The organism is Halodurantibacterium daqingense, from assembly GCF_042666235.1.
In the GTDB taxonomy this organism is placed as follows: Bacteria; Pseudomonadota; Alphaproteobacteria; order Rhodobacterales; family Rhodobacteraceae; genus Halodurantibacterium; species Halodurantibacterium daqingensis.
Map to the genome: position 1 here is coordinate 320,502 of NZ_JBHTFQ010000004.1, position 22,643 is coordinate 343,144.

18 protein-coding genes are annotated in these 22,643 nt (G+C 66.7%); 8 read left to right on the plus strand and 10 right to left on the minus strand.

What is annotated here, in order from left to right; all coding sequences use genetic code 11:
• The first annotated feature begins 1 nt into the window (after position 1).
• From ACFQXB_RS09505 to ACFQXB_RS09515, 3 genes are all read left to right on the plus strand, one after another.
• The gene (locus ACFQXB_RS09505; protein WP_377402685.1) at positions 2-946 is read left to right on the plus strand and encodes an acetamidase/formamidase family protein; all 945 of its coding nucleotides are present in this window, start codon (positions 2-4) and stop codon (positions 944-946) included.
• Positions 943-2,691: an ABC transporter ATP-binding protein gene (locus tag ACFQXB_RS09510; RefSeq protein ID WP_377402688.1), complete on the plus strand. Its 1,749-nt coding sequence runs from the start codon at positions 943-945 to the stop codon at positions 2,689-2,691. Before ACFQXB_RS09505 ends, ACFQXB_RS09510 begins: the two co-directional genes overlap by 4 nt.
• A 482-nt stretch (positions 2,692-3,173) precedes the next feature.
• On the plus strand, positions 3,174-4,097 hold the full coding sequence (locus tag ACFQXB_RS09515; RefSeq protein WP_377402691.1) for a LysR family transcriptional regulator: 924 nt from the start codon (positions 3,174-3,176) through the stop codon (positions 4,095-4,097).
• Here the strand turns inward: ACFQXB_RS09515 and ACFQXB_RS09520 are convergent.
• From ACFQXB_RS09520 to pip, 10 genes are all read right to left on the minus strand, one after another.
• Positions 4,051-5,433, minus strand: coding sequence for an MmgE/PrpD family protein (locus tag ACFQXB_RS09520; protein WP_377402694.1), 1,383 nt, complete (start codon positions 5,431-5,433; stop codon positions 4,051-4,053). The two genes, ACFQXB_RS09515 and ACFQXB_RS09520, sit on opposite strands and share 47 nt — an antisense overlap.
• A 3-nt stretch (positions 5,434-5,436) precedes the next feature.
• Entirely contained in the window at positions 5,437-6,351 is a 915-nt protein-coding gene (locus ACFQXB_RS09525) for a serine hydrolase domain-containing protein (RefSeq protein ID WP_377402697.1), read from the minus strand.
• Entirely contained in the window at positions 6,348-7,133 is a 786-nt protein-coding gene (locus ACFQXB_RS09530) for an ABC transporter ATP-binding protein (protein ID WP_377402700.1), read from the minus strand. Before ACFQXB_RS09530 ends, ACFQXB_RS09525 begins: the two co-directional genes overlap by 4 nt.
• Complete coding sequence (locus ACFQXB_RS09535; RefSeq protein ID WP_377402703.1) at positions 7,130-7,996, minus strand: ABC transporter ATP-binding protein; 867 nt, start codon at positions 7,994-7,996, stop codon at positions 7,130-7,132. The genes ACFQXB_RS09530 and ACFQXB_RS09535 overlap by 4 nt, the downstream gene beginning before the upstream one ends.
• Positions 7,989-8,897, minus strand: coding sequence for a nickel transporter permease (nikC, locus tag ACFQXB_RS09540; protein WP_377402888.1), 909 nt, complete (start codon positions 8,895-8,897; stop codon positions 7,989-7,991). The genes ACFQXB_RS09535 and nikC overlap by 8 nt, the downstream gene beginning before the upstream one ends.
• Before the next feature lie 11 nt (positions 8,898-8,908).
• Positions 8,909-9,955: an ABC transporter permease gene (locus ACFQXB_RS09545; RefSeq protein ID WP_377402890.1), complete on the minus strand. Its 1,047-nt coding sequence runs from the start codon at positions 9,953-9,955 to the stop codon at positions 8,909-8,911.
• An 83-nt stretch (positions 9,956-10,038) separates the two neighbouring features.
• On the minus strand, positions 10,039-11,643 hold the full coding sequence (locus ACFQXB_RS09550; protein WP_377402706.1) for an ABC transporter substrate-binding protein: 1,605 nt from the start codon (positions 11,641-11,643) through the stop codon (positions 10,039-10,041).
• A 39-nt stretch (positions 11,644-11,682) separates the two neighbouring features.
• Complete coding sequence (locus ACFQXB_RS09555) at positions 11,683-13,110, minus strand: M20 family metallopeptidase (protein ID WP_377402709.1); 1,428 nt, start codon at positions 13,108-13,110, stop codon at positions 11,683-11,685.
• A 9-nt stretch (positions 13,111-13,119) separates the two neighbouring features.
• Positions 13,120-14,898: a prolyl oligopeptidase family serine peptidase gene (locus ACFQXB_RS09560; protein WP_377402712.1), complete on the minus strand. Its 1,779-nt coding sequence runs from the start codon at positions 14,896-14,898 to the stop codon at positions 13,120-13,122.
• Positions 14,891-15,868, minus strand: coding sequence for a prolyl aminopeptidase (gene pip, locus ACFQXB_RS09565; RefSeq protein ID WP_377402715.1), 978 nt, complete (start codon positions 15,866-15,868; stop codon positions 14,891-14,893). Before pip ends, ACFQXB_RS09560 begins: the two co-directional genes overlap by 8 nt.
• 471 nt (positions 15,869-16,339) lie before the next feature.
• Here pip and ACFQXB_RS09570 point away from each other — a divergent pair, with 471 nt between their 5' ends.
• The 5 genes from ACFQXB_RS09570 to ACFQXB_RS09590 all read left to right on the plus strand — a co-directional run bounded on the left by ACFQXB_RS09570 (position 16,340) and on the right by ACFQXB_RS09590 (position 22,638).
• Positions 16,340-17,689 (plus strand): NAD(P)/FAD-dependent oxidoreductase, encoded by a 1,350-nt coding sequence (locus tag ACFQXB_RS09570; protein ID WP_377402718.1) that lies wholly within the window; start codon positions 16,340-16,342, stop codon positions 17,687-17,689.
• A gap of 13 nt (positions 17,690-17,702) precedes the next feature.
• Positions 17,703-18,056 carry a DUF5368 domain-containing protein gene (locus tag ACFQXB_RS09575; protein WP_377402721.1) on the plus strand — a complete coding sequence of 118 codons (354 nt, stop codon included), beginning with the start codon at positions 17,703-17,705 and terminating at the stop codon, positions 18,054-18,056.
• Between the two features lie 329 nt (positions 18,057-18,385).
• The gene (locus ACFQXB_RS09580) at positions 18,386-19,102 is read left to right on the plus strand and encodes an ABC transporter ATP-binding protein (RefSeq protein WP_377402724.1); all 717 of its coding nucleotides are present in this window, start codon (positions 18,386-18,388) and stop codon (positions 19,100-19,102) included.
• Entirely contained in the window at positions 19,096-21,456 is a 2,361-nt protein-coding gene (locus ACFQXB_RS09585; protein WP_377402727.1) for an ABC transporter permease, read from the plus strand. The genes ACFQXB_RS09580 and ACFQXB_RS09585 overlap by 7 nt, the downstream gene beginning before the upstream one ends.
• Positions 21,457-21,459: 3 nt before the next feature.
• Positions 21,460-22,638 carry an efflux RND transporter periplasmic adaptor subunit gene (locus tag ACFQXB_RS09590; protein ID WP_377402730.1) on the plus strand — a complete coding sequence of 393 codons (1,179 nt, stop codon included), beginning with the start codon at positions 21,460-21,462 and terminating at the stop codon, positions 22,636-22,638.
• The last annotated feature ends 5 nt before the right edge of the window (positions 22,639-22,643 follow it).

The following is a 22,643-nucleotide window of genomic DNA, read 5'->3' on the forward strand; positions in this document are numbered from 1 at the left end:
CATGTGCAAGACCTGCAACTACACCATTCATGGTGCGCAACATCACTTTGGCTGGGACAACACGCTTGTCCCGGCGCAAAGGGTGAAACCCGGCGCCACCATCCTGTTCCACTGCCATGACAGTTCGGCGGGCCAGCTTGGCGCGTCCTCGACCGTGGCCGATGTGGCAGGACTCGACTTCGGCAAGATCAATCCGGTCTCGGGCCCGATCTTCGTCGAAGGCGCCGCACCGGGCGATGCGCTGAAGATCACCATCGACAGCTTCAAACCTTCGGGTTTTGGATGGACGGCGAACATCCCCGGCTTCGGCCTTCTGTCCGACCAGTTCCCCGACCCGGCGCTGACGATCTGGAAATATGACCCCGAGGCGATGGAGCCGGCCCTGTTCGGGTCGCAGGGGCGGGTGCCGCTCAAGCCCTTTGCAGGCACGATCGGCAACGCGCTTGCCGAAACGGGGCTGCATTCGGTGGTGCCGCCGCGGCGGGTGGGCGGGAACCTCGATATCCGCGATCTTGCGGCCGGAACCACGCTTTACCTGCCGGTCGAGGTTGCGGGCGCCCTGTTCAGCGTGGGCGATACCCATGCCGCGCAGGGCGACGGCGAAGTCTGCGGGACCGCCATCGAAAGCCCGATGGATGTGGTGCTCACGCTGGATCTGGTGAAGGACGCGAACCTGAAGATGCCGCGCTTCACCACCCCGGGGCCTGTGACACGGCATCTGGATGCGAAGGGCTATGAGGTCACCACCGGCATCGGCCCCGACCTGATGTCCGGGGCGCGCGACGCGGTTTCAGGGATGATCGACCTTCTCTGCGCCACGCGCGGCCTTTCCGCGGTCGATGCCTACATGCTGGTTTCGACCTGCGGCGACCTGCGGATTTCCGAAATCGTGGACGCCCCGAACTGGGTTGTCAGCTTCTACTTTCCGCGCTGCGTCTTCGAATGACCACCGGGCCGGTTCTGACAGTCGCGGGGCTGGAGGTTTCGGTCAGCACCGAGGGAGGGTTGCGCCCGCTGGTGCAGGACCTGTCCTTCAGCCTTGCCCGCGGCGAGACCCTCGCCATTGCCGGCGAAAGCGGCTCGGGCAAGTCGATCACCTCGCTTGCGATCATGGGGCTGCTGCCGCCGCCTGCCGTCCGGGTGACGGGCGGGGCAATTCATCTGGGCGACACGGATCTGACGCGGCTGCCGGAACGCCGCCTGCAGGCGGTGCGGGGCAATCGCATCGCCATGATCTTTCAGGAACCGATGACCTCGCTCAACCCGGTGCTAACGATCGGAACGCAGGTGACCGAGGCGATCCGCGCGCATTCCGACCTTTCGCGGCGGGCGGCGCGGGACGAAGCGCTGGCGGCACTGAAGGCCGTGCGCATCTCGCAGCCGGAACGCAGGCTGGCCCAGTATCCGCACGAACTCTCGGGCGGCATGCGCCAGCGGGTGATGATTGCGATGGCGCTCGCGCTTCGGCCGGATGTGCTGATTGCCGATGAACCGACGACGGCGCTTGATGTCACCGTTCAGCGCGAGGTGCTGGACCTGATGCGCGACCTGCAGCGCCAGACCGGCACCGCAATCATCCTCATCACGCATGACATGGGTGTCGTGGCCGAGATGGCCGACCGGGTGATCGTCATGCAGCAGGGCCGCATGGTCGAGGAAGGGCCGGTGCGACAGCTTTTCGCGGCACCCGAACATCCTTATACCCGGGCGCTGCTGGCGGCCGTTCCGCGGCTGGGCGCGGGCGCGGAACGCGGCCGCCAATCGCCGGCAGAACCCGGAAATCCGCCCGTCGCAGCCGTGAATGAACTCCGCGTGACATTCGACATTCGCGGCGGCGTCCTGGGCGGCGTGACGCACCGGGTTCACGCCGTCGAACAAGTGCGCTTCGACATCCGTCCTGGCGAAACCTTCGCCCTGGTGGGGGAATCCGGTTGCGGCAAATCCACCATCGCCCGCGCCCTTGCGGGCCTCGTGCCCCATCACGGCCGGATCGAAATCGCAGGCCGTTCCGTCGCGGGCCTTGACCGCGCCGGGCGCAAGGCGTTGTGCCGCGACGTGCAGATCGTCTTCCAGGATCCGATGGCGGCACTCGATCCCAGGATGCGCGTCGGCGATCTGGTGGCCGAGCCGTTGGTGATCCATGGCATCGGCACCAGGGCCGAACGGCGCACAACGGTCGCGGCCCTGTTCGAACGCGTGGGCCTCTCGCCCGAACATCTGGACCGCTATCCGCACGAGTTTTCCGGAGGTCAGCGGCAGCGAATCTGCATCGCGCGGGCCCTGGCTTTGCGGCCGCGGCTCATCATCCTCGATGAAAGCGTTTCGGCGCTCGATGTCTCGGTCCAGGCGCGGGTTCTGGCCCTTCTTCGGGATCTGCAGCAGGAAACCGGCGTCGCCTATCTGTTCATCTCGCATGACATGGCTGTGGTGGAAAACGTCGCTGACCGGGTCGCGGTGATGTATCTGGGGCAGATCGTCGAAACCGGAACCCGGGATCAGGTGTTCGGCAACCCCCGCCACCCCTACACACGCCGCCTGATCGAGGCCGTGCCGATCCCCGACCCGACGCGCAGCCCGCCGGTGCAGCTGCGCCTGGCCGGCGAAGTGCCAAGCCCGGTTCATCCGCTCGGCTCCGGCCCCGAACGTGTCATACTGCGCGATCTGGGCGCGGGCCATCTGGTAGCTTCCTGACGCGAGCGGCGGCGTTCAGCAGGGGCGGGCTGCCCGACGGCTCTGCGATCCGCCACCGCTGCGCAGGTCGTTTCCGCATGCTGCGGGCATCCCCGGATCAAGGCGTCGGGGCCGGGCAACGGCGACTGCACTCCGGCGCCGTTGCATGCCGGTTCCGGTGCGGGCCATCCTGCAGGCGCGCCGACGCAGTTCCCGGCCGGGGCCGGCGCGGCAATGCCTGCGCCAACGGCAGTGCGCCGCGGGGGGCAGACGGGGCAAGGGCCGCGACCGCCGAGCGTCCTGCAGGAGGTGTCTTGCCAGCCGATCCGCGGTAAGCGAAACAGAAGCCCAGGGCGCTGCCCGTGACCAAGGGCACGCTTTCGACGACAGGCAGAACTGCCCGGGCTCCCGCACGTCAGGCAACCGGACCCAGACCAGGGGCCGGCGGGCCATCAGCCGGAAGAGCGGGGCGACGTGATCGGCAACGGGCAGAGAGCGGGGCGATGATCAACACGGATCTTTTCAAGGATTTCCTGCATCTGGTGCAAAGCCGGAACTTTTCCGCCACCGCCCGCGACCGGGGCATGTCGCAATCGACCCTGTCGCGCCGTATCGCCGCACTCGAAGCCTATGTCGGCGCGCCGCTTTTTGACCGCGCCATCCAGCCGGTTTCGCTGACCGAGGCGGGCGAGACCCTTCTGCCGCTGGCCCAGTCGATTCTGGAGCAGATGGAGGCGGCCTATTACATCGGCCATCCCGAGGCGCGGCGCCCGGACCAGAAATGCCACCTCATCTCGCTCAGCACGCTCATGCTGCATTTCTTCCCGGACTGGCTCGAGCAGCACGCGCTTGACGAACCCTGGCAGGTGGACCTTCTCAATACCGAACCGCTGCTTGCCGCCAATATCCGGAACTTCCTGAGCGGACAGGCCGAGTTCCTGCTGACCTTCGCCGATGACCGCGTTCCCGATCTTCAGCCGCTGCGGCATCACCGCTATATCGTGCTGGGCCACGAAACGGCGGTGCCGGTAAGCCGGGCGAACAGCGATGGCCTGCCGATCTGGCCGCTGGAGGGCACGGGCACCATTGCCTATTGCGGCTATACCCGGGGCAGTTTCTTCCAGCAGGCGCTTGCACCCTTCTTCGAACGGCTTGGGCCGCGGATCCAGAAGGTGCGCGACAACTCGATGGCGGCGGTGATCCATTCGCTGGTGCGGCAAGGCCATGGCATGTGCTGGCTGCCGCACATGATGATTGGCGATGATCTGCAGTCAGGCGCGCTGGTCCGCGCGGGCGGCCCCGAGTTCGACCTCAGGACCGAAATCCGCCTCTATCGGTCGCACAACATGAGCCGCTATGCCCAGAGCTTCTGGGCAAGGGTCAGCGAGGGGCATCAGATCTGCCGAAAAGCGGTGCGCATCGCCTGAGATCCGCGGCCGCGTCAAGGTCCAGAAGCCAGTCATGCACCGCCTCGGCCCAGGGCGCATGCCCGCAACAGGCAAGGAACTTGGCCCGCATTGCGGCATCCGGGAACGGATCGCGCAGATCTCCACGCGGAAAGCACCGTTCGGCCGCGATCACCTCGCCCGAGCCGAGATGCAGCCTGACCTGATGGGGAAGGCGGGTGTCCTCTCCGGCCGCCGCTTCCTCGGCGGCGCTCCAGGATGTCATGTTCAGCCGCGCCAACAGCGGATCTTCGCGCTGCAGGCGCACGCTGGAGGGGGTGAAATCATCAAGGGTCAGGGCCCCTTTGCGCAGGGCAACCGCAACGCAGTAATTCATGGAAAAGCGCGCCTGCATTTCGTCCTCGGGGCAGGCATAGGGCAGGTTGCGCCGGTTGGCGATGCCGACGCGGACCTCGATCGCGCTGATCTCGTCCACGGGAAGGGCGCGTTCGGCGCGGATGTCGGAAATCGCATCGATGATGAAATGGGTCGAGCCGCAGCACGGATGCAGCTTCGGCACCACACCCGCGGTTTCGATCACATGCCGTGTGGTTGCGTCGATCACGCCCGCATCATAGCCGGGGGTGCTCGGACCCTGGAACATTTCGGCAAAGCCCTGCGGGCCTTCAAAGGCGACGGGGCTTCCCTCCAGCCCCTGCAACGCAAGGCGCGCCGCCTCGACCGCGTTGCGCGCCGCAAGGCCCGCATGAAAGGGTTTGGCAGGCGTTCCGAACTGGCCCTTCGTCCCGCTGGCGAAACTGCAGGCAAGCGTCAGCGCGCGCCGCAGCGCCTCGGTATCGCCGCCCAGCAGGAAGGCAACGCCGGCGGCCGTTCCCACCGAACCGACCGTCGAGGTTCCGTGCCAGCCGGCCGCGTAATGCCCCTGCCCCACGCCCGCGCCCACGAAGGCCTGTGCCTGAAGGGCCACCAGATAGGCATCCACCAGATCGCGCCCGGGGCGCCCCATGTCGCAGACCGCAAGCAGCGCCGGCACGATCACGGCCGAGGCATGCGACATGCCTGGGGCGAAGTTGTCATCATAATCCAGCGCATGGGCTGCGGTGCCGTTGACCATCGCCGCCATGGCCGGGTCGACGCTGCCGCCGGTCACCAGCCAGGCCGGGCCGGGCGCGCCCGCCACCGCCGCCACGTGGCGCACGGTCTCGTCCATGCGTCCCGCGTTCAGGCAACCCAGTGTGTCGGCAATCGCCAGCCGTGCCAGCCGCCGTCCTTCCGGCCCCGCTGCGAAAGGCCCGTGGTCGTGGCGCGCGTCAAACCAGCGCGCCATCCGGCCCGCGATCGTGTCTTCATGCTTCATGCTTCAGTCCAGGGTCTCGAGGATGCGGGCCAGCAGCGTTCCGAATTCGAAACGGCTGACAGCGTCGCCGCGATCGGTATCGACGCGGTGCAGGATGATGGCGTTGCGGGCCGGCATCACTATGGCATAATGGCCACCGGCGCCGACGGCGCTGTAGGTGCCCGCGGGCAGGACGACATTCGGCAGGCCGCAGCCATCGCGCTCCAGCCACCACATGTAGCCATAGGCACCGTGAAGACCGGCATCGCTGTTGCGCAGGGTGCAAAGCCTCGTCCAGCCGGGCGGCAGGATCTGCTGCCCCTCCCAGACCCCGCCCTGAAGGTAAAGCTGGCAAAAGCGCAGCAGGTCGCGGTTCGACAACCGGAAAGGATAGGCAGGATGGCGCGACTCGGTGAAGGTTTCCAGCCAGGCATCGGGCTGCGGCCCGGCCAGCGCGAAATCCTCCATCCCCAGCGGGGCCGCCAGATGACGCGCGAACCCCTCTGCCACGCTGTGCCCGCTGGCCTGCACGTAGATGGTGCCAAGCGCGTTGAAATCCCAGTTGTTGTAGCACCAGAAGGTGCCCGGCGGGTGCGAATGGCGTCGCTCCTTGATGGTGCGCATCCACTCGGTCTCGTATCCGGCCGGATGATAGATGCCCGACCGCGCGGTCAGAAGGTCATAGACGGACGCCTTGCGCTCCACCTCGGACAGGCCTTCGTTATCGTCGATCCCCAGCTCTTCCAGCGTCGCGCCCAGGTTGATCCGGCCCGCGTCCACCTCGATCCCGATCAGCGCGGCAAGGATGCTCTTGCGGATCGAGTGACACAGGAACTTGCGATCCTGCGGCCCGAATGTGCCAAGGACGCGCCCGTTCTGCCAGATCATCAGGGCCGCCGTCGGCTGCCGCGCGATGGCGCTGCCAAGATTTTCGATCATGCCGCATCCCCTCCTTCAAGTGCCGCGGCAAAGGCCGCGCTGGCGTTCAGAAACTCGCGTGTATAGGGCTCTTGGGCCTGGCCGCTGCGCACCGCATCCGAGGTGAGTTCCTCGATGATGCGCCCATGCTGCATCATGCCGATGCGCTGGCAGACATGGGCGATCACCGCCATGTCATGCGAGACCAGCAGATAGGTCAGGCCCCGGTCGCGCTGAACCTGCGTCAGGAGGTTCAGGATCTCGGCCTGGACCGAAACATCCAGCGCCGAGGTCGGCTCGTCCAGCAGCAGCACCTCGGGCTCCATGATCAGGGCCCGGGCGATGGCCACACGTTGCCGCTGTCCGCCCGACAACTCGTGCGGGTAGCGAAAGCGGAACGCGGGATCGAGCCCGACCTGAACCAGCACCTCGTCGATCCGCTGGCGCTTGCGGTCGAAGCCGTGGATCTGCAAGGGCTCGCTCAGCACCTTTTCGACCATCTTGCGCGGATGAAGCGAGGCGTAGGGATCCTGGAACACCATCTGCACACGGCGCAGGAAATCCGCACCGCGCCGCGCCTTCGGCTGTTCGCGCCCGTCCAGCAGCACCGCGCCGTCGTAATCGGCGTTCAGACCCGCGACGGCCCGCAGCACCGTCGACTTGCCGCAGCCGGATTCCCCGATCAACCCATAGCATTCGCCCGGCGCGATCCGGAAGCTCACGTCCTTGACGACGTGGTGGCGATCTTCCTCCTCGCCGAAGGACACGTTGAGCCCCACCGCCTCGATCAATGCCCGGGTCATGCCTGCTCCTCCAGCCGGAAGACCGGCCCGTCCAGCCAGGCGGGATCACGTTGCGGCACGCGTAGGGTTTCGACCTGCCGGTCAAGGCGCGGCAGGCTGTCCAGCAGCGCGCGGGTATAGGGGTGGCGGGCGTTCCGCAGGTTCTTTGCCTCGATTTCCTCAAGGATCCGGCCGGCATACATCACCAGGATCCGGTCGCAGAAGCTTGCGACAAGATTGAGGTCATGGCTGATCAGGATCAGGCCGGTTCCCCGCGCCTCGACCAGTTCGTTCAGCACCGACAGCACCTGTTTGCGCACCGTCACATCCAACGCCGAGGTCGGCTCGTCCGCGATGATGATGTCGGGTTCCGGGATCAGCATCATGGCGATCATGATGCGCTGGCCCATGCCGCCCGAAACCTCGTGCGGATAGAGCGAGAACACCCGCTCGGGGTCACGGATATGCACCGCCTCCAGCATTGCCAGCGCCCGCGCCCGGGCCGCGGCACGATCGGCGCGATGATGGACGCGGAAGGCCTCGACAATCTGCTCGCCCACCCGCATCAGGGGATTGAGCGAGAACTTCGGGTCTTGCAGGATCATCGAGATCGACCGCCCGCGGATCGCGCGCATCCGCCGTTCCGACGCGGCCAGAAGATCCTCGCCGCGAAAGGCCATCCGCCGGGCCGTGACCACCGCCGACCGCGGCGTCAGCTTCAGCAAGGCGCGCCCGGTCTGGGATTTGCCGGACCCGGATTCACCGACGATCCCCAGCTTTTCGCGGCCCACCCGGAAGGATACGCCCCGCACCGCGTCGCGGCCCGTCCGGTTGCCGGCAAAGCGGATGCGCAGATCCTCGACATCGATCAGGGTCTCAGTCATGGCGGGGGTCCAGTACATCGCGAAGCCCGTCGCCGGCGAGATTGACGGCAAGGCTGGTCAGAAGGATGGCAACACCGGGTATCGCGGCCACCCACCAGGCGTTCATCATGAATTCACGCCCCGTGGACAGCATCGCGCCCCATTCCGGGCTGGGCGGCTGGGCGCCAAGGCCCAGAAAGCCAAGGCCTGCCGCCGTCAGGATCACGATGGCCATGTTCAGCGTCACGCGCACCACCACCGAGGGCAGACACATCGGCACGATATCCGCCCAGAGGATCCGCAGATGCGAGGCCCCCTGCATCCGCATCGCCGCGACATAATCGGATTTGCGGATCGTCAGGGTTTCGGCACGCGCCAACCGCGCGATGGGAGGCCAGGCCGAAAGCGACAGCGCGATCACCGCGTTCTCGATCCCCGGCCCCAGCGCCGTCACGAAGGCCAGCGCCAGGATCAGCGACGGAAAGGCCAGGAACACGTCCACGACCCGCATCAGCACCAGATCAAGCCAGCCGCCGAAATAGCCGGCAACGGTGCCCACGATCAGCCCGACGGGCGCCACGATCGCCGCGGTCAACACCGCGATGTAAAGCGTGATCCGCGACCCGTGGATGATGCGCGAAAAGATGTCCCGGCCCAGTTCGTCAGTGCCGAACCAATGCGTGGCCGAGGGCGGTTGCAGCCGCATTGCAAGCGATTGCTGGTAAGGGTTGTAAGGGGCGATGGCCGGGGCGAGCCAGGCCACGATGACCAGCAGCAGCAGGAAAAGCGCCCCTGCCAGGGCCGAGCGGTTGGCAGCAAAGCGCCGCCATCCCAGCCAGATCTGCTGGGCCCGCGCCTGCCCGGCCGAGGCCGGCACCGGCGCATGAAGCCAGCTGCGGAAATCGGCCCGAGGAGTGTTCATCATCTCGGATCCTAGCGTGTTCTGGGATCAAGGACGCGATAGAGCGCGTCGCAGATCAGGTTGATGGTGACGAAGATAAGCCCGACGATCAGGGTGCAGCCGACAACCGCGTTCATGTCACCGGCCAGAAGCGCGGTGGTCAGGTAACGGCCAAAGCCCGGCCAGGCAAAGACGGTTTCGGTCAGCACCGCCCCTTCCAGCAGAAACGCATAGGAGAGTGCCACGACCGTCAGGACCTGAACGGCGATGTTGCGGAAGGCATGCCGCCAGACCGTGCGCCGCCAGGACAGCCCCTTGACCCGTGCGGTGATGACATATTCCTGCGACAGTTGCGCCGCCATGAAGCTGCGCGTCATGCGGCTGATGTAGGTCATGGCCCCGAAGGCCAGGATCGAGGCGGGCAGCACGATGTGCGAAACGGCATTGCGGAAGGCCGCCCAGTTGCCGGCCATGGCGGTGTCGATCAGAAGCAATCCGGTGCGTTGCTCGAACCCGTATTCATGGATGAACCCGATCCGCCCCGGCCCCGAAACCCAGCCCAGCCCGGCATAGAATACCATGAGCCCCATCAGCCCCAGCCAGAAGTTCGGCGCGGAATAGCCGATCAGGCAGACGGTGCGCACCAGATGGTCGATCCAGCTGTTGGCATACATCGCCGACAGCACCCCCAAGGGCACGCCCAGCCCGGTTCCGATGATCATCGCCACCGTCGCAAGCTCGATCGTCGCCGGAAAGACCCTACGGATATCCTCAAGCACCGGCCGCCCCGAGGTCAGCGAATTGCCCAGATCCAGGGTCAGGGCGCTTTTGAGGTAGCTCAGGAACTGCACGATCAGCGGCTGGTCCAGCCCAAGTTCCCGATAGACCCGGTCATAGGCCGCCTGCGGAGCGTTTTCGCCCACGATCTTGATCACCGGATCAAGCGGAAGCATCCGGCCGATGAAGAAGGTCAGCGCCACCAGTCCGAGAAGCGTCACGCCGACTGATCCGATCGTCAGAAGGGCGGCCTTCAGCTGCCGCTTTCGCCGCGGGGGCAGATACCCGCGTTGCGCTGCCATTCGCATGGTCAGTCTCCTTCGCATGTTCCGGCACCTGTTCAGGCCCCCGCCCGCGGATGCAGGCGGGGACCGGTGACAGGCGCTTATTTGGACGCCAGGTTGTAGAAGGCCTTGAAGCCATGGAAGGTCCAGCCCTGCAGTTCCGCGCGGTGCGCGACGTTCTGCGTTGTCTGGAACATGAAGACCTGCGGCCCCTCCTGCATCTGGTCAAGCTGCAGCTGGCGATACAGTTCTTCGCGGGTGTCCGTGTCCGGCTCGAGCAACGCCTCCAGCACGCGCTGGTTGTACTCTTCCGAGAAATAGGCCGAGCGCCAGCTGGGATACTGGGTCAGCTTGGCTTCGGCAGCGTTGTCAGGGTTGTAGATCTGACGCGAGGCCATGCCATGAGCATCCCCGACCGAGGTCTGCCAGCTCATCACCGCCATCTCGAATTCCCGTCCGCGCACCCGTGCGAACAGCTGGGCATTGGCCATGCGTTCAACCGCGATGGTCAGCCCGGCTTCGGCGGCATTTTCCTGGAAATGCTGCCCGATCGGCATCGAATAGGGATGGGTGCCAAGGATCAGCGAGATCCGGGTGCCGGGCTCGACCCCCGCCTCGGCCAGAAGCTCCCGCGCACGTTCGACATCCAGCGAAAAGGGCCGGCCTTCTTCCTCGCTCAGGGCACCGAAGGCGCCAAGCTGAACCGGGCTTTGACGGATGGTGCCGATGCCGCGCAGGAAGGATTGTTCCATCGCGTCATAATCCAGCAGGTAGCGCAGCGCGAGCCGCGCCCGCGGATCGGTAAACGGGCCGAATTCGTTGTTCAGCGCCAGATAGGTAAGCTGCGGCTTGAGCGCCGTGGCGACCTCGATCCCCTCCATCTGCGACACATCCGCGATGTCTTCGGGCGTCAGGTCGCGCGCCACGTCGATATCGCCGCTGGTCAGCATCAGGCGCTGCGTCGCAGCCTCTGCCACATGCCGGACCAGGATCGTCTTGAGCGCCGGCGCTTCACCCCAGTAATCGTCATTGCGTTCAAGGATCACCACCTCGCCCGGGTTCCAGCGCGCCAGGCGATAGGGGCCGACGCATTCGGTATGGGTGCCCAGATACTGATTGCCCAGATCGCCGTTGACTTCATTGGCCATCACCGTTTCCCGGTCCAGCAGGATCGCAACGGGATAGGCCGCGATTGCCTGCAGCACCAGCGAACTTGGATAGGCCTGGTCGAACTCCATCACCAGCGTGGTGTCGTCGGGGGCGGTGATCCGCTCGGCGGCGTTTTCGGCGGTAAAGCCATATTCGGTGAGCCCTGCCGAGGCCCCCAGCCCGATCTGGAGCACCCGGTGCAGCGACCAGGCCATTTCCTGCGCGGTGGCCGGGTTGCCCGAGGGGAAGGTCAGCCCCTCGCGCATCCGGAAGGTGATGGTGCGGCCGTCGTCCGACACCTCGTAATCCTCGGCCAGCCCGGGGATGATGTTGGTCTCATCCTCGGGATCATATTCCATGAGCCGGTCACAGGTATTGGTCAGCAGCTCGATCGTCACCACTTCGCCGACCTGCGCCGGATCGAAGGTGGAAATGGCGTCGATGTTCCACGCCATCACCATCACGTCAGGGGGGGTATTGGCCGCTGCCGGAACCGACAGGGCCGCGGTCGTGGCCAGGGCCAGCGCCGAGGACAGCATCCCGTTTCGTAGCTTCATCTTGTAGTCTCCCGGTTGGTTGTTGTTGTTGCTTCGTGATTAGGCCGCATCCGGCCTGGGCTGGAGCGGGGGCCGGACCTCGGCCGGAATCGGGCAGACGTAGGGCGCCGCGGCAAGCCGCGCGTCCAGATCCGCCCGCGCCCGTGCGATCAGGTCGGGGTTGGTCAGGCAATCCTGGGCGGTCGCGGCCATCACCTTGGCCACCCAGGTCAGCACCTTGTGCGCGGCGGGCGTCTTGCCCTGCGCGGTCACCTGCCAGCTGTGGCCGGGGGTGCCGATCGCCAATGTTGCGGCATGGGCCTGAACCGTGGGCACGATCCAGCTGACATCGCCCACATCGGTCGATCCGATCATCGGTTCGCGCGCGGTGCCGCGCGGCACGATGAAGTCGCACAGGGCCGCGGTGTCGCGCGGCGCAAGGCCCACGCCGCGCCAGGCGCTGGCGATGTCCGAGGCCTGCAATGTCGCCTGGATCTCGGCAGCGAAAGCGCGATCGGCCTCGTCAAAGACGGGGGGACCAAGCCGTTCGAGATTGGCCTGCATCGCCTCTTCCAGCGGCGCATTCGGCAGCAGGTTCGACACCGCGCTCATGATCGAGATATCAACCCTCGTGTCGGTCATCATCGCTGCGCCCTGTGCGATGCGCTTGACCCTCTCGTTCAGTTCGAACATCCCCGGAAGATCGGGCGACCGGATGGCAAAGCGCAGTTTCGCCTTTGCCTGCACGACATTCGGCGCAACCCCGCCCGCATCCAGGAAGGAATAGTGGATGCGGCTTTCCTGGGGCACATGTTCCCGCAGATACTGGACCCCGGTGCACATCAGTTGCGCCGCATCCAGCGCCGAACGGCCCAGATGAGGCGCGGCTGCGGCATGGCTGGCCCGGCCGGTGAATTCGAAATCCATGCGGGTATTGGCCAGTGACAGGGCCGGCGCCACCTCGTTGAAGCAATGCGGGTGCCATGTGATCGCGACGGCCACGCCGTCAAAGGCGCCTTCGCGCGCCATGAAGGACTTGGCCGCGCCGCCTTCCTCGGCGGGGCAGCCGTAATACCGCACCCGCCCCGGCGTTCCTGTCGCCTCAAGCCAGTCCTTCAGCGCGCAGGCCGCCAGAAGCGCCGCCGAGCCCAGCAGGTTATGCCCGCACCCATGCCCCTGGCCATTGCCCGGCAGCGGACGCGGCTCGGCCACCCCGGCCTCCTGGCTGAGGCCCGGCAGCGCATCGTATTCGCCCAGAAAGGCAATGATCGGGCCGCCCTGCCCGGCCTCTCCGATCACGGCGGTAGGGATGCCAGCCACGTTTTCCGTGATCTGAAAGCCCTTGTCCCTCAGCATTGCCGTATGTTCGGCCACCGAACGGTATTCGGTATAGCAGATTTCGGGCATCCCCCAGACCCGGTCCGACAGGCCGATAAGGTCAGGGGCGTGCTGATCGACGCTGCGCCAGATATCGGGTTCGTTCTTCATGAATGCTCCTCAGAGTTCTTGTGCAAGGAAATCGGCCAGCGCGCCGAACACGCGGCGGATGTTCTCGATCCGCTTGAAACCATGCCCCTCATGCGCGACGCGCAGGAAATCGCAACGCTTGCCCAGGCCGAACATCAGCGCATGGATGATCTCGCTTTCCGACGGCGGGACGCGGGGATCGCGGTCGGCATGGACCATCATCAGCGGCGCCTGCACCCGCTCGATCCGGTTGACGGGCGAAAGGCGCGCCAGCAAATCGGCCTGCCTGGAGGGATCGCCATATTCCGCGACGCGGATCATGCGTGCCCAGGGGCCGGTTGCCAGAAGATGGGTCGCGAAATTGCCGATCCCGTAGAAATTGATCCCGCAGGTCCACAGATCCGGGGTTTCGGTCAGCGCGGCCATGACCATGTACCCCCCGTAGGAACGGCCGAACACGGCGCAGCGGGCGGGATCGACGGTGCCGCTTTCCGCCAGCAACCGCCGCAGCGCGGTCAGGTCGGCAAGGCTGTCGAGCCGCTTTTCCTGATCGTCGGCGGCATGGTATTTCCGTCCATAGCCGGTCGAGCCGCGCACGTTCGGTGCCACCACCATAAGACCCTGGGACAGCATCCACTGCACATCAGCGCGCCATTCGGGCCGCCACTGCATTTCCGGTCCGCCATGGATGATGAACACCGCGGGCCAGCCTGCGGCCGGCCGGGCGCCCTTCGGGGTGTAAAGGAAGTAAGGCACCTCCAGCCCGTCAAAGCTGTCGAAACAGGCGATATCGGGCATGATCCCCGCCGGAAGGGGCGCCGGGCCGAACAGGCGTCGGGCCGGGCCGCCGTTCAACGGGATCTCCCAGATCGCAGGGGCAGACACGGCCGAGGAAATCGTGCAAAGCAGGCTGTTGCCCGCGCCCGGCAGGCTGGGATTGCTGACGACCCCCGGCACCGGCATCTCCAGCGGCCGCACCGCGCCCGAGGCAAGATCGATCCACACAAGGCGGCTGTAGCCACTGTCATTGACCGCAATCACCGCCCCCTGCTGATCGGGGGCAAGGGCAATGGCATCCAGATCGGAGCCCGGCGCCTCATGAAGGCAATCCGTCGGCTTTCCGTCGCTATCAAAGCGCCACAGGGCCAGCCGATCGCCGCCATGGTCGCAAATTGCAAGGCCGCCGCCCGCCTTCAACGGGCGTGCGGCGGTGAACTTCACCCTGTGCGGCGCATCAAGCACAGGGCCGCGACGGCCGGTGGCGATCTCGACCAGTTCCAGCTTCTGGTCGCTTGCCGCGCCCAGCGTGCGCCGCACCAGCAGACAGCTGGCATCAGCGGTGAAGGCCAGCACCTCCTGATGGCCCGCGCTGTCGCCGACGGCCAGGACGCGGCCCGAGCCGAGCTCCATCACGCAAAGATCAAGCTGGTCCTTCTGCCGGGCGTTGGCCGAAAAGGCGATCTGCGTGCCGTCAGGCGAAAACGCGCCCCACATGTGGGCAGTCATGGGATCGGCCGTCAGCGGCCGCACCTGCCCTGTTTCCACCTCGCAAAGATAAAGCTGCCACCGCTCGTCGCCGCCGCAATCGGCGGTAAAGACAAGCGCACCGCCGGCCGGGCTCCAGGCAAAGCTGTTCACGGGCTCGGGGTGCCGGGTCAGCTGGCGTTTGCCCGCAGCGTCCCCAAGCCAGATCTGCGGCATCCCGCTTTCATCATCGATGAAGGCCAGCAGCCCGGTGTCAGGGGCCTGGGCCGGCGCGCGGCACGAGGTGATTTCAAGCAGGGGCTGGATTGCTGCGGCATCAATCATGTGCGGTCATTCCGATCCGGTCGGCCAGCCGATCCGAGGCCGCGCGAAGCGCCGCCAGCAGGTCGGGCGAACTGGTATGGTTGGCAAGGGGGACGATTTCGAAGCGCGCCTCGGGCCAGGCCTTGTGCAGCGCCCAGGCCGAGGCCATGGGCGTCACCATGTCATAGCGCCCCTGGAGGATCTCGGCCGGGATGTGCCGGATCCGGTCGATGCCCCGCAACAGCGCGCCTTCGGCCAGGAAGGCGCGGTTGATGCAATAATGCGTGAAAAGCCGCGCGACGGGCAGGTATTTCTCCGGCGATTCGAGCAGATTTGCCACATGCGCGGCGTCGGGCACCAGCGTCTGGGTATGGGCGGAAAAGCTGCGCAATTCCCAGGCGGCAGCCAGTGCCACCGAGGCATCCCCGGAGACCAGGCGCCGGTAATAGGCGGTCAGCAGGTCACCGCGTTCGGCCTCGGGAACGAAAGCCGCGAACCGCTCCCAATGGTCGGGAAAAACCTGGCGGATGCCATGAAACCACCAGGCGATATCGGCGGCACCGCCCAGAAAGATGCCGTGAAGCCGCAGGCCCAGAACCCGCCCGGGATGGGCCTGGGCATAGGCCAGCCCCAGACAGCTTCCCCACGAGCCCCCGGTGACCATCCAGCGTCGAAATCCGAAATGGGCGCGGATCACCTCCAGATCGGCAACGAGCGCGGCCGTCGTGTTCCCGTGAATTCCGGCCAAAGGCGTCGAACGCCCGGCACCCCGCTGATCGAACAGGATGATGTCGTGGCGGGCGGGATCGAAGCCCTGCAGCGCCGTCCGGGACAGGCCGGCCCCCGGGCCGCCATGCAGAACAACCGTCGGCAGCGCGCCCGGTGTGCCGTGACGCTCCAGATGCAGGTCATGCCCATCCGTGACCGGAAGGCGAAGGCTCGGCACCGCGCTGTCAGTCGCGTCAGGGGAGGATGGGTTGGCATGAGTCATTCCAAGGTTGCTAGGCAACCGGGGCAGCCCCTGACAAATGCGTAATTTGCATGGGCTACCCGGTTTCCGGATCGCGGGCGGGCCCGAACCCCCCTCGGCCCTTGATTTGCAGGCCGCGCACGGACGGGCAGAGCTTTCACTGCGGCCTGCCTGCTGCGCCCTCTGCCCGCCATCCGCGCGCCAGGCTGAAAAAAGCGGCGCTGCGACGACGGGATGATCCCGACAGCGCCCCGCTTTCCCGCGTTGCCGAAGCCACGCCCCGGGGTTGATTTCCGCGACAGCTTGCTCTTGTTCCGCCTTGCCATATTCTTATATTCAAATATAGATCGTTCCTGGAACCGACTCCGACAGATCGGGCACCGGGCTGGGCGTCTGCCAGAAGCGGTTGCCCCCGTCAGCTGTATCGGAACGGTTCCGGGAGGAACTGCACGCCTGCGCCGCGAACGGATCGCGGACGGTGGAGGAGGACGAATGAGCAGATCTGAAAACCTGAGACCCTCGCGCCGTGCAGTGCTTGGCATGGCTCTCGCCGGTGCGGCCTGCGCCAGCGTCCGTGCGGCCCCGGCACAGGCCGCGCGGGTTGCGACCTCGGCACGTATCGTGATCATCGGCGCCGGTGCCGCCGGAACGGCGCTGGCGAACCGGCTGGTCCAGCGGCTTGAGGGCGCAGAGATCACCCTGATCGACGGACGTGCCGAACATCTTTATCAGCCCGGCCTGTCGCTGGTCGCGGCCGGGCTGCGGCCGGCAAGCTATGTCGTCTCGAGAACGACCGACTGGCTGCCCTCCGGCGTGACGCTGATCGCCGAACCGGCAGTGGCGATCGACGCCGAAACGAAAACCGTTGCTACCGCAAGCGGTCGCAGCCTTGGCTACGATTTCCTGGTGGTGGCGCCGGGTCTCGTGCTTGACCATGACGCCATCGAGGGGTTCTCGCTCGACATGGTCGGGCGCGACGGGATCGGGGCGCTTTACGCCGGGCCGGATTATGCCGCCCGCACCTGGACGGCCGTTTCGAAGTTCACCGATGAGGGCGGCATCGCCCTGCTCAGCCGGCCGGCAACCGAAATGAAATGTGCGGGCGCGCCGCTCAAACACGCGTTTCTGGTCGAGGATATCGCCAGCCGCGGCGGCGCGAAGGGGCGCTACGAGGTGCATTACACCTGTCCGCAACCGGCGCTTTTCTCGGTCCCGATCGTGGCCGAGAAGGTGCGGATGCTGTTCGAGCAGCGAGGCATCGCAACCCATACCGGTCATACGCTGACCGCGATCGATCCGGGCCGCAAGACGGCCACCTTCACCACCTCTGCCCCCGATCCCGTGACCGGCGCCGCGATCCAGTCGCAGGTTGAGCTGCCCTATGACTATCTCCACGTCATCCCGCCCCAGCGCGCGCCCGAGGTGATCCGGCAGTCCGGCCTCAGCTGGGCCGACCGCTGGACCGATCAGGGCTGGGTCGAATGCGACCCGCAAACGCTGCGCCACCGGCGCTATCCGGAGGTCTTTGCGCTTGGCGACGTGGCCGGTGTGCCCAAGGGCAAGACGGCGGCCTCGGTGAAATGGCAGGTGCCGGTGGTCGAGGACCATCTTGTTGCAGCCATAGAAGGGCGCGAGGGTAGCCAGAGCTATGACGGCTACACGTCCTGCCCGCTGATCACCCGCGTCGGCCGCGCGATGCTGATCGAGTTCGATTATCACAACAACCTGGTTCCGTCCTTCCCCGGCCTGATCGCCCCGCTGGAAGAGCTCTGGATCAGCTGGCTGATGAAGGAGGTGGCACTGAAGGCCACCTATAATGCCATGCTGCGCGGCCAGGCATGAGGGAGAAAACGCCATGAAGGATTTCACGTTCGGCACCCTGATTGCGGTACTTGAGGAAATGTTCGGCGCTGGCCTGTTCTGGACGCTTGTCGTTCTGGCCGGGCTGATCACCCTTGCCTATCTCTATGTCCTGATCCGCGATCGGGCGGTGTCGATGCGCAAGTTCCTCTGGGCGCAGCTGTCGATGCCCTTCGGGGCCGTTGCGGCAGTGATCTTCATCCTTGCCATCACCCATTCCGGGCTTCGCGATATCGGCGGGCCGATCGATGTGATCGTGCTGCTGGGGGTGGCCGTTCTGGGCGCGGTGGGTCTGGCCATCCTGGTCTATACGGCGCAATCGCTGATCCGGCGCAAGCCCGGATCCTGACGACCGCTCGCGACTCTCCGACTGCGCGGATGGCTGTGCGCGCCGCCCTGCTCCCGTTCGTCGCGGAAAGGGTGGCGCGTCTTCGTGCGCGCCCTGCAACGCCCGGTCATGATCTGCCGTCCTGGCCCCCGGCTGGCAAAGGCCGTCGGGTTGCGGCCCAGGTCGAGGCCGCGGGCCGCACGGGCGCACCGGAATCCTCCCCCTGCGTCCGGCCGCGTCCCGCGACGGTTGCGGCCTGACCTGCGCGATCTGTCGCGGCGGGACGCAAAGTTAGCCATCGGGATCGCCGCAGGATCGTGTAGGATGACCGCGTGCAGAAGGAGGCACGCATGACGGTTGCATCGGACATCGTGATCCGCACAGAGGGGCTCTCGAAAGTCTATCGCAGCGGCAGCGTGGAGGTTCACGCGCTGCGCGGCGTGGACTTCGAGGCGGCGCGCGGCGAATTCGTCGTGATCCTCGGGCCGTCCGGATCGGGTAAATCGACCTTCCTGAACATCATCGGCGGGCTGGACACCGCAAGCTCGGGCAGGGCCTGGTTCGGAGACAGCGAACTCACGGCGCTCGGCGAAGCCGGACTGACGCGCTATCGTCGCGATCACGTGGGCTTCGTATTCCAGTTCTACAATCTGGTGCCCAGCCTGACCGCGCTTGAAAATGTGGCGCTTGTGACCGAGATCGCGCGCGATCCGATGCCCGCGGCCACGGCGCTGGACCTGGTTGGCCTGTCCGACCGGCGCGATCACTTTCCCGCCCAGTTATCGGGGGGCGAACAACAGCGGGTAGCGATCGCCCGCGCCATCGCCAAGCGGCCCGAGGTGCTGTTATGCGATGAACCGACCGGGGCACTGGACAGCGCCACCGGCATCCGTGTGCTGGAAGCCCTGACCGAGGTGAACCGAACACTGGGCGCGACCACGCTGGTCATTACCCATAACGCCGCGATCCGGGCCATTGCCGACCGGGTGATCCGCTTTGCCGACGGGCGCATCGCCGAGCACGAACGCAATGCCGACCGCAAGCTGCCCTCGGAGGTGGAATGGTGATCTCGCCCCTGCGCCGGAAGGTCCTGCGCGACCTGCGGCGCCTCTGGGCGCAGGCCCTGGCCATTGCGCTGGTTCTGGCGGCCGGGGTGGCAACGCTGATCCTGGGCAACGGCGCCCATGACGCGCTGGTCGAAACCCGGGCGCGCTACTATGCCGACAACCGCTTTGCGGATGTCTTTGCCACCGTGACCCGCGCGCCCGAGGCAATGCTGGCCGATATCGCGGCCATCGACGGCGTGCTGCAGGCCGAGGGCCGGATCGTCAAGCTGGGCCTGCCGCACCTTCCCGACATGGGCGAACCCGGCACCGTTATGCTGGTATCCCTCCCGGCTACGGGGGGGCTGAATCAACCCTATCTGCGCCAGGGTCGCCTTCCCGATCCACAGGCCCCGCACGAGGCGCTGATCTCGGAAGGCTTTGCTGCCGCGCACGGGTTGCGCCCCGGCGACGGGCTGAACGTTCTGATGAACGGGCGTCAGAGGACCTTGCAGATCACCGGCATCGCGCTGTCGCCCGAATTCATCTATGCGATCGGCCCGGGCGAAATGATGCCCGACCCGCGCCGCTTCGGGATCCTCTGGCTCCCGCGCAGCGGGCTGGAAAGCGCCTTCGATCTGCGCGGCGCCGTGTCGGACGTGATCGTCAAGCTTGCGCCCGGTGCCAGCGAAACCCGGGTGATCGACGCGCTTGACCTGCTGCTGCGCCCCTATGGCGGCACCGGAGCCACGGGGCGCGAGGATCAGATCTCGCACGCCTTCCTGAATGCCGAGATCGACCAGATCGGCGCCATGGCAAAGGTGTTGCCGCCGGTTTTCCTGCTGGTCGCGGCCATGCTGGTCAACATGACGCTGACGCGGCTGGTGACGCTGGAACGCGAACAGATCGGGCTGCTCAAGGCAATGGGCTATGGCCGCCGCGCGATCTCGCAGCATTATCTGGAATTCGTGTTCATGATCGCGCTCGTGGGCATCGTGATCGGTTGCATGGCCGGTGCCTGGCTGGGGGCGGGGCTGGCGCAGCTTTACGCCCGGTTCTTTTCCTTTCCCTTCCTGCTGTTTTCACGGGATCCACAGATTTATGCGACCGCCGCCCTGGTGACACTGGCCTCGGCGGGTCTGGGGGCGCTGCGGGCGGTGCACTCGGTGGCGAAGCTGCCGCCTGCGGTAGCCATGGCGCCCCCGGCCCCGCCCGATTACCGCCACAGCCGCAGCGGGCTCGCCCGGCGCCTGGGACTGCGGCAGCGCGACGTCATGACCCTGCGCCACCTCGGCCACTGGCCGCTGCGCACGGCCTCGTCGGTGCTGGGTGTGGCGATGGCGGTGGCAATCCTGATGGGATCGCTTTGGTCGTTCGGCTCGATCGATCACATGATCGACGTGACCTTTTCCCGAGCCGAACGGCATGACGTGCAGATCGTCTTTGCCGCCGCCTCGGCCCCGGCCGCGCTGCAGAATGCACGCGCCCTGCCCGGCGTCCTCGCGGCCGAGCCGTTCCGCACCGTGCCCGCGCGGATTTCGCACCGCAACCTGTCGCGCCGGATCAGCATCAGCGGCAAGCCGCCCGACGCCCGCCTGTCGCGCCTTCTGGCGCCTGACCTGCGCCCGATGGAACCGCCAGCGGATGGGCTGATCCTGTCGGATGCTCTGGCCGATCTTCTGCAGGTCCGCCCGGGCGACCTTGTCCTGGTCGAGGTGCTGGACGGCAGCGGGCGGGTGGCCGATGTCCGGGTCAGCGGCCTGTCCCTGGGCTATTTCGGGCTGGGCGCGACGATGGAGCTGGGCGCGCTGGACCGCCTTGTCGGGGGCGGGCCGCGGATTTCCGGAGTGAACCTGCTGGTTGACCCCGCCGAACGCCCGGCCTTCTTTGCAGCGGTGGCCACCACCCCCCGCACCGGATTTCTGTCGATCGCCGATCTGACGGTAAGCCGGTTCCGCGCAACGATCGCCGAGAATATTGCCATCATGGTGACGGTCTATGTGGCGCTGGCCGGGATCATCGCCATCGGCGTGGTCTACAACTTTGCCCGCATCGCCCTGTCGGAACAGGGGCGCGAGCTGGCCAGCCTGCGGGTTCTGGGCTTCACCCGGTCCGAGGTGTCGGGCATCCTGCTGCGCGAACTGGCCACCGTCGTGGCGCTCGCACAGCCGGTGGGCTGGGCCATCGGCTACCTGCTGGCGCTGGCCATGGCGGTGGCCTTTTCATCCGACCTTTATCGCGTGCCCTTCGTGATCGGGCCCGCGGTCTATGCCATCTCCAGCCTGGTGGTCATCGCAGCGGCGCTGCTGTCGGCGCTGCTGGTCCGGCGGCGGATCGACCGGCTGGACATGATCGAAGTGCTCAAGACACGGGAGTGACAGATGCGCCGAACCCTCACCATCCTTGCTGCGCTGGCCGTCCTTGGCGCCCTGGTCTGGGCCCTGATGCCCCGCCCGATCCCGGCCGAACTGGGCGAGATCGCCCGGCGCACCATCGACGTGGTCATCGAGGACGAGGGCGAGGCGCGGATCCGCAACGTCTTTACCGTCTCGGCCACCAACGCGGGCAAGCTGCACCGGATCAGCCTTCATGCGGGCGACGAGGTCTTTGCCGGGCGCACGGTCGTGGCGGTGATCGGCCCCGCCGCGCCGGCGCTGCTGGATTCGCGGGCACGGGCCGTGGCCGAGGCGACGACGGCCGCCGCGCGGGCCGGGGTCGATCTGGCGCAGGCGCAGGTGATGCAGGCCGAAGCCGCGCTGGAATTCGCCAGCGCCGAGGCCACCCGCGCCCAGGCGCTTTATGAACGGGCGGCCATTTCCCGGCGCCTGCTGGACAATGCGATGCTTGAACAGCGCACCGCCCAGGCGGCGCTGGACAGCGCCCGCGCCAATCTGGACGTGCGCCAACGCGAGCTTCAAAGCGCCGCCGCCGTCCTGGGCGGGCCCGAGATGAACGGCGCCGAAAGCTGTTGCGTCAACCTCTTCGCGCCCGTCTCGGGCCGGGTGCTGCGGGTGCTGACGGAAAGCGAACAGATCGTGCAACCAGGAACCCCGATCCTTGAAATCGGCAATCCCGCCAATCTGGAGATTGCAGTCGATCTGCTGTCGCGCGATGCGGTGCGGATCCGCGAAGGCGCCGAGGCCTGGATCACCGGCTGGGGCGGCACCACGATCCCGGCCCGGGTGCGGCGGGTCGAACCCTCGGCGCGCACCAGGGTCTCGGCCCTCGGGATCGAGGAGCAGCGCGTGCAGGTCCTGCTGGATCTGCGCGGCGACCCCGGGCTTTGGCGCGGGCTGGGCCACGGTTTCCGCGTGGTGGTCCGCATCGCGGTCTGGCGCGGCGAGGGGGTGACCTCGATCCCGGTCGAGGCGCTGTTCCGCGACGGATCGGACTGGGCGGCCTATGTGGTGCGCGACGGCCGCGCCCGGCTGCAGCACATCACGCTGGGCGAACGCAACGAGGCCTTCGCCGAGGTTCGGGCCGGGCTGGCCCTTGGTGACCGGGTGATCCTGCGCCCCTCGGACCGCATCACCGACGGAACCGCCATCACCGCGCAATAGCTGCC

Bases quoted from the DNA above. Each gene is read 5' to 3' on its own strand.
- ACFQXB_RS09505 (WP_377402685.1), top strand. From the start codon at position 2: ATGTGCAAGACCTGCAACTACACCATTCATGGTGCGCAACATCACTTT.
- ACFQXB_RS09510 (WP_377402688.1), top strand. From the start codon at position 943: ATGACCACCGGGCCGGTTCTGACAGTCGCGGGGCTGGAGGTTTCGGTC.
- ACFQXB_RS09515 (WP_377402691.1), top strand. From the start codon at position 3,174: ATGATCAACACGGATCTTTTCAAGGATTTCCTGCATCTGGTGCAAAGC.
- ACFQXB_RS09520 (WP_377402694.1), bottom strand. From the start codon at position 5,433: ATGAAGCATGAAGACACGATCGCGGGCCGGATGGCGCGCTGGTTTGAC.
- ACFQXB_RS09525 (WP_377402697.1), bottom strand. From the start codon at position 6,351: ATGATCGAAAATCTTGGCAGCGCCATCGCGCGGCAGCCGACGGCGGCC.
- ACFQXB_RS09530 (WP_377402700.1), bottom strand. From the start codon at position 7,133: ATGACCCGGGCATTGATCGAGGCGGTGGGGCTCAACGTGTCCTTCGGC.
- ACFQXB_RS09535 (WP_377402703.1), bottom strand. From the start codon at position 7,996: ATGACTGAGACCCTGATCGATGTCGAGGATCTGCGCATCCGCTTTGCC.
- nikC (WP_377402888.1), bottom strand. From the start codon at position 8,897: ATGAACACTCCTCGGGCCGATTTCCGCAGCTGGCTTCATGCGCCGGTG.
- ACFQXB_RS09545 (WP_377402890.1), bottom strand. From the start codon at position 9,955: ATGGCAGCGCAACGCGGGTATCTGCCCCCGCGGCGAAAGCGGCAGCTG.
- ACFQXB_RS09550 (WP_377402706.1), bottom strand. From the start codon at position 11,643: ATGAAGCTACGAAACGGGATGCTGTCCTCGGCGCTGGCCCTGGCCACG.
- ACFQXB_RS09555 (WP_377402709.1), bottom strand. From the start codon at position 13,110: ATGAAGAACGAACCCGATATCTGGCGCAGCGTCGATCAGCACGCCCCT.
- ACFQXB_RS09560 (WP_377402712.1), bottom strand. From the start codon at position 14,898: ATGATTGATGCCGCAGCAATCCAGCCCCTGCTTGAAATCACCTCGTGC.
- pip (WP_377402715.1), bottom strand. From the start codon at position 15,868: ATGACTCATGCCAACCCATCCTCCCCTGACGCGACTGACAGCGCGGTG.
- ACFQXB_RS09570 (WP_377402718.1), top strand. From the start codon at position 16,340: ATGAGCAGATCTGAAAACCTGAGACCCTCGCGCCGTGCAGTGCTTGGC.
- ACFQXB_RS09575 (WP_377402721.1), top strand. From the start codon at position 17,703: ATGAAGGATTTCACGTTCGGCACCCTGATTGCGGTACTTGAGGAAATG.
- ACFQXB_RS09580 (WP_377402724.1), top strand. From the start codon at position 18,386: ATGACGGTTGCATCGGACATCGTGATCCGCACAGAGGGGCTCTCGAAA.
- ACFQXB_RS09585 (WP_377402727.1), top strand. From the start codon at position 19,096: ATGGTGATCTCGCCCCTGCGCCGGAAGGTCCTGCGCGACCTGCGGCGC.
- ACFQXB_RS09590 (WP_377402730.1), top strand. From the start codon at position 21,460: ATGCGCCGAACCCTCACCATCCTTGCTGCGCTGGCCGTCCTTGGCGCC.